Origin of the sequence: Pelomicrobium sp. G1 (assembly GCF_051905455.1) — a bacterium.
Taxonomy (GTDB): domain Bacteria; phylum Pseudomonadota; class Gammaproteobacteria; order Burkholderiales; family UBA6910; genus Pelomicrobium.
Genome location: NZ_JBQACR010000003.1, coordinates 55,898 through 69,482 on the forward strand (window position 1 = coordinate 55,898; position 13,585 = coordinate 69,482).

General features: G+C 68.4%; 11 protein-coding genes. 6 read left to right on the forward strand and 5 right to left on the reverse strand.

What is annotated here, in order from left to right; translation table 11 throughout:
• Positions 1-130: 130 nt before the first annotated feature.
• Positions 131-3,844 (forward strand): methionine synthase, encoded by a 3,714-nt coding sequence (gene metH / locus ACTFO6_RS03965; protein ID WP_439933153.1) that lies wholly within the window; start codon positions 131-133, stop codon positions 3,842-3,844.
• Between the two features lies 1 nt (position 3,845).
• On the opposite strand, the gene ACTFO6_RS03970 is transcribed toward metH, so the two are convergent.
• Entirely contained in the window at positions 3,846-5,039 is a 1,194-nt protein-coding gene (locus tag ACTFO6_RS03970; protein ID WP_439933154.1) for an NAD(P)/FAD-dependent oxidoreductase, read from the reverse strand.
• Between the two features lie 201 nt (positions 5,040-5,240).
• On the opposite strand from ACTFO6_RS03970, the gene ACTFO6_RS03975 reads away from it, so the two are divergent.
• The 4 genes from ACTFO6_RS03975 to ACTFO6_RS03990 all read left to right on the forward strand — a co-directional run bounded on the left by ACTFO6_RS03975 (position 5,241) and on the right by ACTFO6_RS03990 (position 7,622).
• Positions 5,241-6,050 carry a M48 family metallopeptidase gene (locus ACTFO6_RS03975; RefSeq protein ID WP_439933155.1) on the forward strand — a complete coding sequence of 270 codons (810 nt, stop codon included), beginning with the start codon at positions 5,241-5,243 and terminating at the stop codon, positions 6,048-6,050.
• 78 nt (positions 6,051-6,128) lie between these two features.
• Entirely contained in the window at positions 6,129-6,566 is a 438-nt protein-coding gene (mscL, locus tag ACTFO6_RS03980) for a large conductance mechanosensitive channel protein MscL (RefSeq protein ID WP_439933156.1), read from the forward strand.
• A gap of 25 nt (positions 6,567-6,591) precedes the next feature.
• Positions 6,592-7,080, forward strand: coding sequence for a hypothetical protein (locus ACTFO6_RS03985; protein WP_439933157.1), 489 nt, complete (start codon positions 6,592-6,594; stop codon positions 7,078-7,080).
• Positions 7,081-7,097: 17 nt separating this feature from the next.
• Complete coding sequence (locus ACTFO6_RS03990) at positions 7,098-7,622, forward strand: carboxymuconolactone decarboxylase family protein (RefSeq protein WP_439933158.1); 525 nt, start codon at positions 7,098-7,100, stop codon at positions 7,620-7,622.
• Between the two features lie 169 nt (positions 7,623-7,791).
• Here ACTFO6_RS03990 and ACTFO6_RS03995 read toward each other — a convergent pair whose 3' ends face one another.
• A complete protein-coding gene (locus ACTFO6_RS03995; protein ID WP_439933159.1) occupies positions 7,792-8,091 on the reverse strand; it encodes an HU family DNA-binding protein in 300 nt (99 codons plus the stop codon).
• Positions 8,092-8,269: 178 nt separating this feature from the next.
• Here ACTFO6_RS03995 and mpl point away from each other — a divergent pair, with 178 nt between their 5' ends.
• Positions 8,270-9,724 carry a UDP-N-acetylmuramate:L-alanyl-gamma-D-glutamyl-meso-diaminopimelate ligase gene (gene mpl / locus ACTFO6_RS04000; protein WP_439933160.1) on the forward strand — a complete coding sequence of 485 codons (1,455 nt, stop codon included), beginning with the start codon at positions 8,270-8,272 and terminating at the stop codon, positions 9,722-9,724.
• On the opposite strand, the gene ACTFO6_RS04005 is transcribed toward mpl, so the two are convergent.
• The 3 genes from ACTFO6_RS04005 to ACTFO6_RS04015 all read right to left on the reverse strand — a co-directional run bounded on the left by ACTFO6_RS04005 (position 9,704) and on the right by ACTFO6_RS04015 (position 13,583).
• A complete protein-coding gene (locus ACTFO6_RS04005) occupies positions 9,704-10,102 on the reverse strand; it encodes a hypothetical protein (RefSeq protein WP_439933161.1) in 399 nt (132 codons plus the stop codon). The genes mpl and ACTFO6_RS04005 overlap by 21 nt on opposite strands.
• A gap of 202 nt (positions 10,103-10,304) precedes the next feature.
• Entirely contained in the window at positions 10,305-11,903 is a 1,599-nt protein-coding gene (locus tag ACTFO6_RS04010; protein WP_439933162.1) for a gamma-glutamyltransferase family protein, read from the reverse strand.
• Positions 11,904-12,251: 348 nt separating this feature from the next.
• On the reverse strand, positions 12,252-13,583 hold the full coding sequence (locus ACTFO6_RS04015; protein ID WP_439933163.1) for a TRAP transporter large permease: 1,332 nt from the start codon (positions 13,581-13,583) through the stop codon (positions 12,252-12,254).
• Between the last annotated feature and the right edge of the window lie 2 nt (positions 13,584-13,585).

The following is a 13,585-nucleotide window of genomic DNA, read 5'->3' on the forward strand; positions in this document are numbered from 1 at the left end:
TTTCACGATGCCGATCTTTCCTCGACTGGGCTCCCATTATAGGGGAGCCGGGGTTTGCCGTGGTCCCGGACGGATGGGATATCCATGTTAAACTTGAATTTTTTATGTTTCATCCTAGGGGATCTCGCCCATGAACCGTGCCGACTGCCTGCCGTTGCTGAGACGCCTCCTGGAGGAGCGCATCCTGCTGCTCGACGGGGCCATGGGCACCATGATCCAGAGCTACGGCTTGAGCGAGGCCGACTACCGGGGGCGGCGCTTCGCCGATTTTCCCCACGAGCTGAAGGGCAACAACGACCTCCTTACCCTCACCCAGCCCCAGATTATCCGGGAGATCCACTGGAAGTACCTGGAGGCGGGGGCCGATATCGTCGAGACCAATACCTTCAACGCCACCGCGGTATCCATGGCGGACTACCACATGGAACACCTGGTCTACGAGTTGAACTTCGAGGCGGCGCGACTCGCGCGCGAAGTGGCCGAGGAGTGGACCCGAAAGACGCCTGAGAAACCCCGCTTCGCCTGCGGCATCCTGGGACCCACCAACAAGACCGCGTCCATCTCGCCGGACGTGAACGATCCGGGCTTCCGCAACATCACCTTCGATCAGTTGGTGGCGGCCTACACCGAGGCGATCCGGGGCCTCACGGACGGGGGCGTGGACCTCATCATGGTGGAGACCGTGTTCGACACCCTCAACTGCAAGGCCGCGCTTTTCGCCCTGGACGCGTTCTTCGAGGCGCGGGGCGTGCGCCTTCCCGTCATGGTCTCGGGCACCATCACCGACCAGAGCGGCCGCACCCTGACCGGGCAGACGCCGGAAGCCTTCTGGAACTCGGTGCGCCACATCGGGCCCCTCTCCATCGGGCTCAACTGTGCCCTGGGGGCCAAGGACCTGCGCCCCCACGTGGAAGAGCTCGCGGCGTGCGCCGACGTGTACGTCTCGGCCCATCCCAACGCGGGGTTGCCCAACGCCTTCGGCGGCTACGACGAAACCCCCGAGTACATGGCCGGGATCCTGCGGGAATTCGCAGCCGAGGGGCTCATCAACATCGTGGGCGGCTGCTGCGGTACCACCCCAGCCCACATTCGCGCCATCGCCGAGGCGGTCGCCGATCTTCCACCGCGCAAAGTCCCGGTGATCGAGAAGAAGCTGCGCCTCGCGGGCCTCGAGCCCCTCAACATCGGTGACGATTCCCTGTTCGTCAACATTGGCGAGCGCACCAACGTGACCGGCTCCAAGGCCTTCGCCCGCCTGATCCTGAACGGGGACTTCGCCGGGGCCCTGTCGGTGGCGCGCCAGCAGGTGGAAAACGGCGCCCAGATGATCGACGTCAACATGGACGAGGCGATGCTGGACTCCAAGGCGGCGATGGTGAAGTTCCTGAACCTGATCGCCTCGGAGCCCGACATCTCCCGGGTGCCGGTGATGATCGACTCCTCCAAGTGGGAGGTGATCGAAGCGGGGCTCAAGTGCGTGCAGGGCAAGCCCGTGGTCAATTCCATCAGCCTGAAGGAGGGGGAGGAGGAGTTCCGGCGCCACGCCCTGCTGGCCCGCCGCTACGGCGCGGCGGTGGTAGTGATGGCCTTCGACGAGAAGGGCCAGGCGGACACCCTGGAGCGGCGGGTGGAGATCTGCAAGCGCTGCTACCACATCCTGGTGGACGAGCTGGGCTTCCCGCCCGAGGAGATCATCTTCGATCCCAACGTCTTCGCCATCGCCACGGGCCTGGAGGAGCACGCCACCTACGCCATCGACTTCATCGAGGCGACCCGCATCATCCGCCAGACCCTGCCCTACGCCAAGGTGAGCGGCGGCATCTCCAACCTGTCCTTCAGCTTCCGCGGCAACGAGCCAGTGCGGGCGGCGATCCACACCGCCTTCCTCTACCACGCCATCAAGGCCGGGCTCACCATGGGCATCGTTAACGCCGGCCAGATCGGCGTCTACGACGAGATCCCCAAGGACCTGCTAGAGCACGTGGAGGACATCCTCTTCAACCGTCGGCCCGACGCCACCGAGCGCATGGTCAAGTTCGCCGAGACGGTGAAGGGAAGCAGCAAGGCCAAGGAGGAGGACCTGGGCTGGCGCCAGGCACCGGTGGAGGAGCGCTTGAAGCACGCCCTGGTGCAGGGCATCGCCGACTACATCGTGGAGGACACCGAGGAGGCGCGGCTCAAGTACGAGCGGCCGATCCAGGTGATCGAAGGTCCCCTCATGGACGGCATGAACGTGGTGGGGGACCTCTTCGGCTCGGGCAAGATGTTCCTGCCCCAGGTGGTGAAGTCCGCCCGGGTCATGAAGCAGGCGGTGGCCCACCTGGTGCCCTACATCGAGGCGGAGAAGGAGCGGCTCGGCGACACCCGGCCCAAGGGCAAGATGGTGATCGCCACCGTGAAGGGGGACGTTCACGATATTGGCAAGAATATCGTCGCCGTGGTGCTCCAGTGCAACAACTACGAGGTGATCAACCTGGGCGTCATGGTGCCGGCGCACAAGATCTTGCAGACGGCGCGGGAGGAAAAGGCCGACCTGATCGGGCTCTCGGGGCTGATCACGCCGTCCCTGGAGGAGATGTGCCACGTGGCCCGGGAGATGGAGCGGGAGGGCTTCAAGCTTCCGTTGCTCATCGGCGGGGCCACCACCTCCCGCGTGCACACGGTGCTCAAGATCGCGCCCAACTACTCGGGCCCGGTCATCTGGGTGCCGGACGCTTCCCGCTCGGTGGCGGTGTGCAGCAATCTCCTCTCCGACGAGCTGCGGGAACCGTATCTGGCCGAGGTGCGCGCCGAGTACGAGCGCGTTCGCCGGCAGCACGCCCAGAAGAAAGGCCAGGGTCCCCACCACAAGCTAGAGGACGCCCGGCGCCACGGTTTGAAGACCGACTGGACCGAATACCAGCCCCCGCGGCCCGCTTTCCTCGGCGTCAAGGTCTTCCAGGACTATCCCCTGGAGGCGCTCATCCCCTTCATCGACTGGACCCCCTTCTTCCAGACCTGGGAGCTGCGGGGCCGCTACCCGGCCATCCTGGAGGATCCGGCGGTGGGGGCCACCGCCCGCCAGCTCTTCGCCGACGCCCAGGCCATGCTCCAGCGCATCGTGGAGGAGAAGTGGCTCGCCGCCAGCGGGGTGATCGGCCTGTTTCCGGCCAACAGCGCGGGGGCCGACGACATCGAGATCTACGCCGACGAGTCCCGCGCCCGGGTGCTGATGACCTGGCACAACCTGCGCCAGCAGATGGTGAAGCCCCCCGACCGCCCGAACCTGTGCCTGGCGGACTTCATCGCCCCCAAGGGCTCGGGGGTGAAGGATTACATCGGCGCCTTCGCGGTGACCGCGGGCCTGGGCATCGAGCCCCGGGTGAAGGCCTTCGAGGCGGCCCACGACGACTATAACGCGATCCTCTTGAAGGCCCTGGCGGACCGCCTGGCGGAGGCCTTCGCCGAGCACCTGCACTGGCGGGTGCGGCGGGAGTTTTGGGGCTACGCCCCCGAGGAGGACGCGGACAACGAGCGCCTGATCCGGGAGGACTATCGCGGCATCCGGCCCGCTCCGGGCTATCCCGCCTGCCCCGACCACACCGAGAAGGGGCCCCTCTTCAGGCTGCTGGCGGCGGACAAGAACGCCCGCATGCAGCTCACCGATGCCTATGCCATGCTGCCCGCCGCGTCCGTGTCCGGGTTCTACTTCTCCCATCCCCAGTCCCAGTACTTCGCCGTGGGCAAGGTGGACCGAGACCAGGTGGAGGATTACGCCCGGCGCAAGGGCTGGGACCTGGAGACCGCTGAGCGCTGGCTTGCCCCGGTGCTCAACTACGAGCGGCAGCCCGTCACCGCCGGTTGATTTACGTCACCAGCGCCCGCAGCAGCCCCGGCACCGAGAACAGGCTGTCGGGATAAGCCGTCTCGGCGAAGATCGCCTCCAACTGGCGCCGGACGAAGCGGCCCTCCCGCGCCCGGCGGGCGAGCAGGTTCATGAGGCCAGGCCAGGCGAGGAGCCGCTCCCCGGCCCGGTAGCCCGCGAAGCGGCGCAGGAACCGGCTGCGGGCCGCCTGCCCGTAGCGGGCCAGGAGCTGCTCCGGCGGCTCCCCCCGCCGCAAGGCGTCGAGTACGCACTCGGCGGCCAGCATGCCGCTCTCCAGGGCCTTGCCGATGCCCTCTCCGGAGAGGGGATAGGTGAGCCCCGCCGCCTCCCCGGCGAGGAGCAGTCCGGGCCGTCCCAGCCGGGACCCGTCGAATCCGCAGGCGAGGGGTGCGCCCCGCAGGGGCTCGATCCGGGTGGCGGCTTTCACCAGGACCCGGGCCGGTGGAAAAGTTTCCAGGAAGCGGCGCCACAGCAAGCGCAGGTTGCCCGCCTCGCTGGCTCCGCGGGCGAACAGGCCGACGCCCAGGTTGTAGCGGCCCGCTGGCCCTGGGAAGATCCAGCCGTAGCCCCCCGGGATGGTTCGCTGGAAGGCAAGGCACAGGAAGGGCATGGGAGGCAGGCCCGGCGCGTGCACGTACGCCCGCACCGCCACGGCGCCAGGGCACGGGCGAGGGCCCTCCAGGCCGAAGAGGGCCAGGGACTTGCGCTCGGCGCCGGTGGCGAGGAGCGTGACCCGGGCGCCGATGTCCAGGGGACGGGCGTCCCCCCGTCGGCGGAACCGGGCCCCGGCGACCCCCCCACGGCCCTCCAGGGGTGCGAGGGCCTTCACCCGAGGCAGAAAGCGGGCGCCCGCCGCCACCGCGGCGCGGCGCAGGGCATCGTCCAGGAGCCGCCGCGGCAGGCAGGCGGCTTCCCCGGGAAACTCCACGTAGCTTTCGTCGGGGGCGTGGATGCGCACCGCGCCGACCGGCGCCGCCTGGGCGAGTACCTGGAGCCGCACGCCCAGGGCGTCCAGGGCCTGGAGCGCGTCAGGGATGAGGGCGTCGCCGCAGGCTTTGTCCCGCGGGAAGGCCTGCTGATCCGCGAGGATCACGTCCACGCCGGCCCGGGCGAGGGAGAGGGCCGCGGCACTTCCCGCGGGTCCTGCCCCGATCACCAGTACGTCGGCATCCATCCGGCGCTCCTCCCTGGGGATGTTCTCGCTGAAGTATAGCCCGGGCCCGCACCGGGTCCTCCCGAGCTTCCCGTGAATCCGGGCTAGAATGGGACATGAACAAAACGTCCCGAGAATCCTTTCGACCAGCCCCACGGTGTCCCGCTGAGAAACCGTCGTCCGCGGCGCGGATCAAAGTTAGGCGCACTCGAAGGAAGACCCATGATGAGATCCCTCTTAGCCCTGACGGCGGCCGCGGTGCTCGCCGCCGGTTGCGCCACCAACCCGGTCACCGGGCGCAGCCAGTTGATGCTCGTGTCGGAGAGCCAGGCCATCGTTGCCTCCCGGCAGGCCTACGTGCAGATGCTGGCGCCCCTGGAGAAGCAGGGGAAGGTGAACGAGGATCCCGCCCTCAAGGCGCGCATCGACCGCATCGCCGAGCGCCTGGTGGCCCAGGCCGTCAAGTACCGGCCCGAGACCGGGCAGTGGGACTGGGAGATCAAAGTGATCCATGACCCCAAGACGGTGAACGCCTGGGCCATGGCCGGCGGCAAGATGGCCATCTACACCGGTCTCATCGAGAAGCTGAACGCCAGCGACGACGAGCTCGCCCAGGTGCTGGCCCACGAGATCGCCCATGCCCTGTCGGCCCACACCGCGGAGAAGATGTCCGTGGCCCTGGCGAGCGACCTGGTGGTGACCGGGGTCGCCGTCGCTTCCGACCGGCCCCAGATCGCCGCCACGGGAGCGGCCCTGGCCGCCGCCCTGGCGGTGCAGATGCCCAACAGCCGCACCATGGAGGCGGAAGCAGACCGCATTGGCATCGAGCTGGCGGCCAAGGCGGGCTACGATCCCCGCGCCGCCGTGACCCTGTGGGACAAGATGGCCAGGCTGGGCGACAGCCGGCCGCCGGAATTCCTGAGCACCCACCCGTCGCCGGAAAACCGGAAAAAAATGCTGGAAGCCCTCGTGCCTCGGATGATGGCCTACTACCAGGCGTCCGGACCCCGACCCACCCACCCGGTGAAATGAGCCCGCCGGGGGCGAGCTTCGGTGGGGATTACACCGGCATGGCCGGCCTATCGATGTGCGATGCAAAAGGAGGAGAGCATGGGTGTGATTGCCGAGTTCAAGGAGTTCGCCGTCAAGGGCAACGTGGTGGACCTGGCCGTGGGCGTAGTGATCGGCACCGCTTTCGGCAAGATCGTGGACTCCCTGGTGCGGGACGTGATCATGCCGCCGGTGGGGCTGCTCCTCGGCCGGGTGGATTTCTCGAATCTTTTCGTCCTGCTCAAGGAGGGGACGACGCCGGGCCCTTACCTCACCGTAGAGGCGGCGGCCAAGGCCGGCGCCGTCACCCTCAACATCGGCTTGTTCCTCAACGCCATCGTGAGTTTTTTGATCATCGCCTGGGCGGTCTTCCTGGTGGTGAAGGCGATCAACCGGCTCAAGCGGGAGAAGGAGGCGCCACCGCCACCAGCCCCGGCGCCGTCCCAGGAGGCGGCCTTGCTCGCCGAGATCCGGGATCTATTGAAAGCGCGCGCGTAGGCGGCCTGACCCACGGAGATTTTTCATGGACGCGCCCCTGACGCATGAATGGGTAGACCTTCCGAGCGGCTTCGAGGTGGAGCTGGAGCACGGCATCCCCGTGCGGGTGGGCAATGCCGGCGTTCTGGAGCTGCCAGCCGATCCCGCGGCCCTCGAGGAGGAGATCGCCCGGGAGACCGGGCTGCGGGTGAAGGTCGGCCGCTGGGAGCCCGTGGAAGGGGAGCTGGAGGCCCGGCTTACCGTTTCCCGGGACGACCTGGCGGAAGTCCTGCAGCGGCTGGCGCGGGCATCGGCCTCGGTCTTCGTCGACCGTTTTGTCAAGGCCTACGACGAGACCGACACCGACTACGGCCGGGCGGCCTTCGCCCAGGACTTTTCCCTGGCCCTCGGCTACTGCGGCCTGCAGTGGAGCGACGTCGACCAGGAACCGTTCTACCAGGACTACCTGGAGACCTTCAAGGCGGAAACGGAGCGTCTGGCTCGGCACCCGGACGAGGCGTCCAGCAGCGCATGAGCCCGAGGGAGCGACGCATGGCCAGGCTTCCCCTGGTGAACGAGCAGACCCATCCCGAGCTCGCCCCGTTGATCGAGCGCATCCGGGAGGAGCGCGGGGGGCGGCTCCTCAACCTCTACGCCACGCTGCTCCACAGCCCGCCAGTGGCGGAAGGCTGGCTCAAGCTCTTGACTGCGGTGCGGCAGCACACTCGGCTCGACCCAGCCCTCCGGGAACTCGCGATCCTGCGGGTGGCGCTGATCAATGAGGCGCAATACGAGTATCGGACCCACGTGCCCTTCGCCCTGCAGGCGGGCCTCACCCCGGAGCAGCTCGAGGCCTTGCCGGCGTGGGGGGAAAGCCCCCTGTTCGACCAGCGGGCGCGGGACGTGCTCGCCTACGTGGATGCCATGACCCGGGACGTCCACGTGCCCGATGCCCTGTTCGAACCCTTGCGGCGCTGGTTCGATCCGCGGCAACTGGTGGAACTGACGGTCACGGTGGCCGCGTACAACATGGTATCCCGGTTCCTGGAGGCGCTGCAGGTGGAGGCCGACCGATAGGCGGCCTGCACAGCGGGGAGAAGGCCTCCAGCGGCGCGTAGACGATCTTCTACCCCGCCTATCGCCTTTCCGGGCTGAAGGAAGAAAAAGCAGCCCCCCTCTCCTGCCGGGGAGAGGGGCGAGCGCCGGCAGGGGGCTCTTCTCGACGCTGGGGAAGAAAAGCGGACGCTTACTTCTTTCTCTTGCCGGCGACGGCGTCCTTGAACGCCTGGCCCGCGGAGAAAGCGGGCACCGTCCGCGCCGGGATCTTGATGGTTTCTCCTGTGGCGGGGTTCTTGCCGTTGCGCGCCTTGCGCTTGCGGGGGGCGAAGGTGCCGAATCCGACCAGGGTGACCCGGTTGCCCCTGGCCACGTTGGATACCACGGCGCTCATGGCGGCGTTGATGGCTTCGGCGGCCGCCGTCTTGCTGATGCCCGCGGCCTTCGCGGCGACCTCCACCAGGTCGGCTTTGCTGATGACTTTACCCATCGCTTGACTCCTCTGCGTTCGTTATGATCGTTTCGGGTTCGTTCGGATTGCCCAGCACGAGCCGCCATCCGCTGCGTGCGCGGCAATGATAAGGGCAGTCCGGTACCCCGCGCAACGCCGCCCGGCGGGGCGCGCCGGTCCGCAGCCGGCCTGGGGCCCGCTGCCGTTTCGGCGTAAAATGCGCCGCCGGCTCCGTTCGGCCGTGGGGCTTGGCGGGCGCGGAAGCGAACCACACCTGAGGGTCAACGTGCACATCCACATCCTGGGAATCTGCGGCACCTTCATGGGGGGCGTCGCGCTGCTGGCGCGGGAAGCCGGCCACCGGGTGACCGGCTGCGACGCCCACGTCTATCCCCCCATGAGCGAGCAGCTCGCCGCCCAGGGCATCGAGCTGATCGAGGGCTACGGCGCCGAGCAGGTCGGGCTCGAGCCCGACGTCTTCGTGGTGGGCAACGTGGTGTCCCGGGGCAATCCCCTGGTGGAGGAGGTGCTGAACCGAGGCCTCCCCTACACCTCCGGCCCCCAGTGGCTCGCGGAGACGGTGCTCCCGGGCCGCTGGGTGCTCGCCTGCGCCGGCACCCACGGCAAGACTACCACCGCCTCCATGCTGGCCTGGATCCTGGAGCACGCAGGGCTCGAACCCGGATTCCTGATCGGCGGTGTGCCGCGCAACTTCGGTGTCTCCGCCCGGCTCGCCCCCGGCTCACCCTTCTTCGTGATCGAGGCGGACGAGTACGACACCGCGTTCTTCGACAAGCGCTCCAAGTTCGTGCACTACCGGCCGCGCACCGCGGCGCTCAACAACCTGGAGTTCGACCACGCCGACATCTTTCCCGATCTCGCCGCCATCGAGACCCAGTTCCACCACCTGGTACGCACCGTTCCCGGCAACGGCCTCATCGTGGCGAACGGAGGCGACGAAGCCCTCGCGCGGGTGCTGGCGCGGGGCTGCTGGACGCCGGTGGAGCGCTTCGGCGTCCCCGGCGGCTGGGAAGCGCGGCCTACGGAGGCCGGGTTCCAGGTGCTCCACGCCGGTCGCGTGGAAGGGGAGGTACGCTGGCCACTCCTAGGTGCCCACAACCAACTGAACGCCCTGGCGGCCATCGCCGCGGCGCGCCACGCCGGGGTGCCGGTCCCGGCGGCGGCCCAGGCCCTCGGGCGCTTCGAGAACGTGCGGCGGCGCCTGGAGGTGCGGGGCACCGTGGACGGCATCACGGTCTACGACGACTTCGCCCACCATCCCACGGCCATCCGCTCGACCCTGGAGGCCTTGCGCCCGGCGGTGAAAGGGGGGCGCATCCTAGCGGTACTGGAGCCCCGCTCCAACACCATGAAGCTGGGGGTATGGAAGGACGCCCTCGCCCCGAGCCTGGCCTGGGCCGACCGGGTGTTCTGCTATACCGAGGGCCTTGGCTGGGACGCCCAGGGGGCTCTCGCGCCCCTGGGCGCCAAGGCGTCCGCCTTTGGCGATCTCGCCCAACTGGTGGAGGCGATCGCCGCCGAGGCCCGCCCGGGGGACCACGTGCTCATCATGAGCAACGGCGCCTTCGGCGGAATCCACGAGAAGCTGCTCGCCCGGCTTGCCGAGCGAGGGGAGGAGCAGGGGGCAAGCTCAGCGGGCGCCCGCGCCTGAGGCGGCCCCAGGCGCTTCCTGGGCCGGCCGGGGCTGCCCCTCGAGCCGCTCCCTTTCCTCGCGGAAGGTCCGCTCCCGCAGGGCCCGCTGGGCTTCCCGCGCCGCTTCGCTCTCCGAAGGAGGGGGCGGAGCCGCCAGGGCCCGCTCCTGGGACTGGCGCAGCCGTTGCAACTCAAGCCGGCGGCGCTGGGCATCGGGGCTGCCCGCCCCTTCCCCCTCCGGGCTGGCGGCTCCCTCCTGCAGGCGCTGGCGCAATTCCTGTTGCTGCCATTGCCGCTCAAGCAGCTCCCGCTGGATCGCCTGCCGGGCGGGATCGGCAGCGCCCGCCGGACCGATCGATGAAAGCAGTGCGAGGGCGCCGAGGGCGAGCGCTGACATCAATCTCCGGCGCCCGGCGGCGGAAAAGCGAACAGGCCCCGCTTCAGCGAAGCGTCCGGGGATGACTCGCCGCACGGCGTCTATGAACCTCCGGTAAAGAAGGTTCCTCGCTCCCCGGGGAGAGGGCTTGGCAAGAGGGCCGAAGGTCGTCAAGCATTTTCAGGACGATCGCTGATGCCGCCGGTGGTGAATGGTCTGCGGATCAGAATCCCGCCACGCCTCCGTTGGAGCGGGGGTCGGCGGCCCCTTCCATTATGCCGTTGGCATGAAACACGAGGGCCCCAGCGTGGCCCACCGCCTCGTCGAAGCTGCGCAGCCGCTCCACCGCGTGGCCGCGGCGGGCGAGCTCGTCGAACACCTGCGCCGGAAAGCGCCGCTCCAGCTTGAGGGTGTCCGAGGGGTTGCCCCAGGTGCGTCCCAGGAGCCAGCGGGGCATGGACACCACTTGCTGCAGCTCGTAGCCCATCGCCGCGTAGCGGGTGAACACCGCCGCCTGGGTCTGGGGCTGGCCGTCCCCGCCCATGGTGCCGTACACCATCACGCGGCCATCGTTCAAGAGAGCGAGGGCGGGGTTCAAGGTGTGGAAAGGCTTGCGCCCCGGCTCCAAGGCGTTCAGCGCCTGCGGGTCCAGGGAGAAGCTGCAGCCCCGGTTCTGCCAGTGGATGCCTGTGCCGGGCAGCACGACGCCACTGCCGAACTCGTGGTAGATGCTCTGGATGAAGGAGACCGCCCGGCCCTCGCCGTCGATCGCGCCCAGCCACACCGTGTCCCCGGGCGCGGTGGCCTGTCCCCATGGGGCCGCTCGCTTGAGGTCCACCTCCGCCGCCAGGGAGTCCAGGGCGCCCGGCTCCAGTAGGGACTGGGGGTCCACCTTCATGTAGGCGGGATCGGTCACGTAGCGGTCCCGGATGCGGAACGCCAGCTTGGTCGCCTCCACCGCCCGGTGCACGTAATCCGCCGACAGGGGATCGAGCCCGGCGATGGCGAGCCGATCCAGGATGCCCAGGATCATCAGGGAAACCACGCCCTGGGTCGGCGGGGCCATGTTGTGCACGGTGCCGAGGGAGTGCTTGAGGGAGAGCGCCGGCTTCATGACCGCCCGGTGCCGCGCCAGGTCCTCGAAGGTGAGGGGGCTGCCAACTGCCTCCAGCTCGGCCGCCACCGCCCGGGCCAGCTCCCCTTCGTAGAAGTCCCGGGGTCCGGCCCGGGCGATCCGCTCCAACGTGGCGGCGAGGGCCGGCTGCAGGTAGCGGCTGCCCGCGGCCGGCGGTGCGCCGTCCACCAGGAAGCGCTCGGCGAAGCCCGGCTGATCCTTGAGCTCCTCCAGCTTGGCGGCGGTCGCCGCCGCCTGGCTGGCGGTGACCGGCACCCCCTCCCGGGCGTAGTGGATCGCGTCCTCCAGCAGCCGGGCGAAAGGCAAGCGCCCGCCCCATTCGTTGCGCGACACCTGGTAGGCCAGGTCCCAGCCGGACAGGGTGCCGGCCACCGTGTTAGCGGCGAGGGGTCCGCGCACGGGGATCGCGGCGAGCCCTCGCTCCTGGTAGAACGTGCGGCTCGCGTGGTTTCCCGCAGCGCCGCAGGCGTCGATGGAGCTTACACCCGCCTCCGGCGCGTAGAACAGCCAGAACGAATCGCCGCCGATGCCGTTCATGTGGGGATAGACCACGGCGATGGTAGCCGCCCCGGCGATCATGGCCTCCAGGGCGTTGCCGCCTTCCCGCAGCACGGCGAGCGCCGACTGGGCGGCGAGGGAGTGGGGCGCGACGGCGATGCCGCGGGTGGCGAGGGTGCTGTGGATCATGAGGTTTTCTGAGGGCGCGAAAGCATTATCGGCAAGTATAGCGTCTAGGGGCTTGCGATTCAGGGCGGCGTACTCGGGGGAGTTCCTTTGTTGTCCACAACTTCTTTGGATAACCCTGTGGACAACTCTGCGGCCGCAGTCCGGAGCGCCTTGTGACAGCGACGCTTCCGTTACCGCTGCTCAATTCATGAGCGACGCAGAGTCCCAGGGAAAGCGGCGGATGGATTTCCATCGGAAACGTGGCTTCCCGCCGGGCGACTCTGCCGTCGATGCGACCGAGACGACGGGAGACAAGGGCCGCCACCGGGGAGGGTCGTCGGGCGCAGCGCCCCCGGCGCCCCGGCGGGTTCACTTCAACCATCCGATGGACCTCGGCAGCCACGTGGCGATGTCGGGAAAGAGCATGAGCAGTCCCAGCCCCACGATCTGCACCCCGATGAAGGGGATCACCCCCTTGTAGATTTCCATCGTCTTCACTTCCGGCGGCGCCACGCCCTTCAAGAAGAAAAGGGCCCAGCCGAAGGGCGGCGTCAGAAATGAAGTCTGCAGGTTCATGCAGATCAGCATCGCCAGCCACACCATGTCCACGCCGGCCTGCTGGAAGAACGGCAGCAGGAGCGGCAGCACGATGTAGGAGATCTCGATCCATTCCAGGAAAAATCCCAGGATGAACAGCAGCACCATGAGGAAGAGGATGGTGCCCCACACGCCGCCCGGCACCAGCGCCATGAACTCGGCGATCAGGTCCTCGCCTGAAAGTCCCCGGAAGGCGAGGCTGAACACTTGGGCTGCCATGATGATGAACAGGATCATGGCGGTGGTTTTAAGGGTCTCCCGCATGGTCTCTTGCAGCACCCGCAGGGAAAGCTTGCGGGCGAGGGCAGCGATCAGGAGGGCGCCGAAGGCGCCCATGGAGGCGGCCTCGGTGGGTGCGGCCACGCCCCCGATGATGGAGCCGAGCACCGCGAATACGAGCGCCAGCGGCGGCAGCACGCCCCGGAAGACTTCCACCAGGAGCTGGCCGCGGGAAAGGGAGTCGAGCTCCTCGTGGGACAGGGGCGGCGCTAGCCGGGGCTTCATCTGTCCTAGGATCAGAAGGTACAGCACGTAAAGGCCGGCCAGCATCAGGCCCGGCATGAGCGCCGCGGCGAAAAGCGTGCCCACCGATTCCTGCATCAGGTCCGCCAGCAGGATCAGGATCAGGCTCGGAGGAATGATTTGGCCCAGGGTTCCCGAGGCGCAGATGGCTCCGCACGCGAGTCCGTGGTGATAGCCCCGCTTGAGCAGGGTGGGAAGGGCGATGAGCCCCAGGGTTACCACCGTGGCCCCCACGATCCCCGTGGCCGCGCCCATCATGACCCCTACCAGGATGATGGCGATGCCCATGCCGCCCGGCAGCCGCCCGGCCAGGTGGCCCATCACGTCCAGCATGTCCTCGGCGATGCGAGACTTTTCCAAGAGCACTCCCATGAACACGAACAGGGGCACCGCGAGGAGCGTGTAGTTGGTGGCCACGCCGTAAATGCGCGCCGGGAGGAGGTTGAACAGGGTGGTGCCGAAGCCGAGGAAGCCGAAGACGAAACCGGCGGCGGCGATGGCGTAGGCGACCCGCACGCCAGCGAGCAGCAGGACGACGAAGGAGACGATCAGCAGGATCGCGAGGATTTCGTTCATCGGCATGG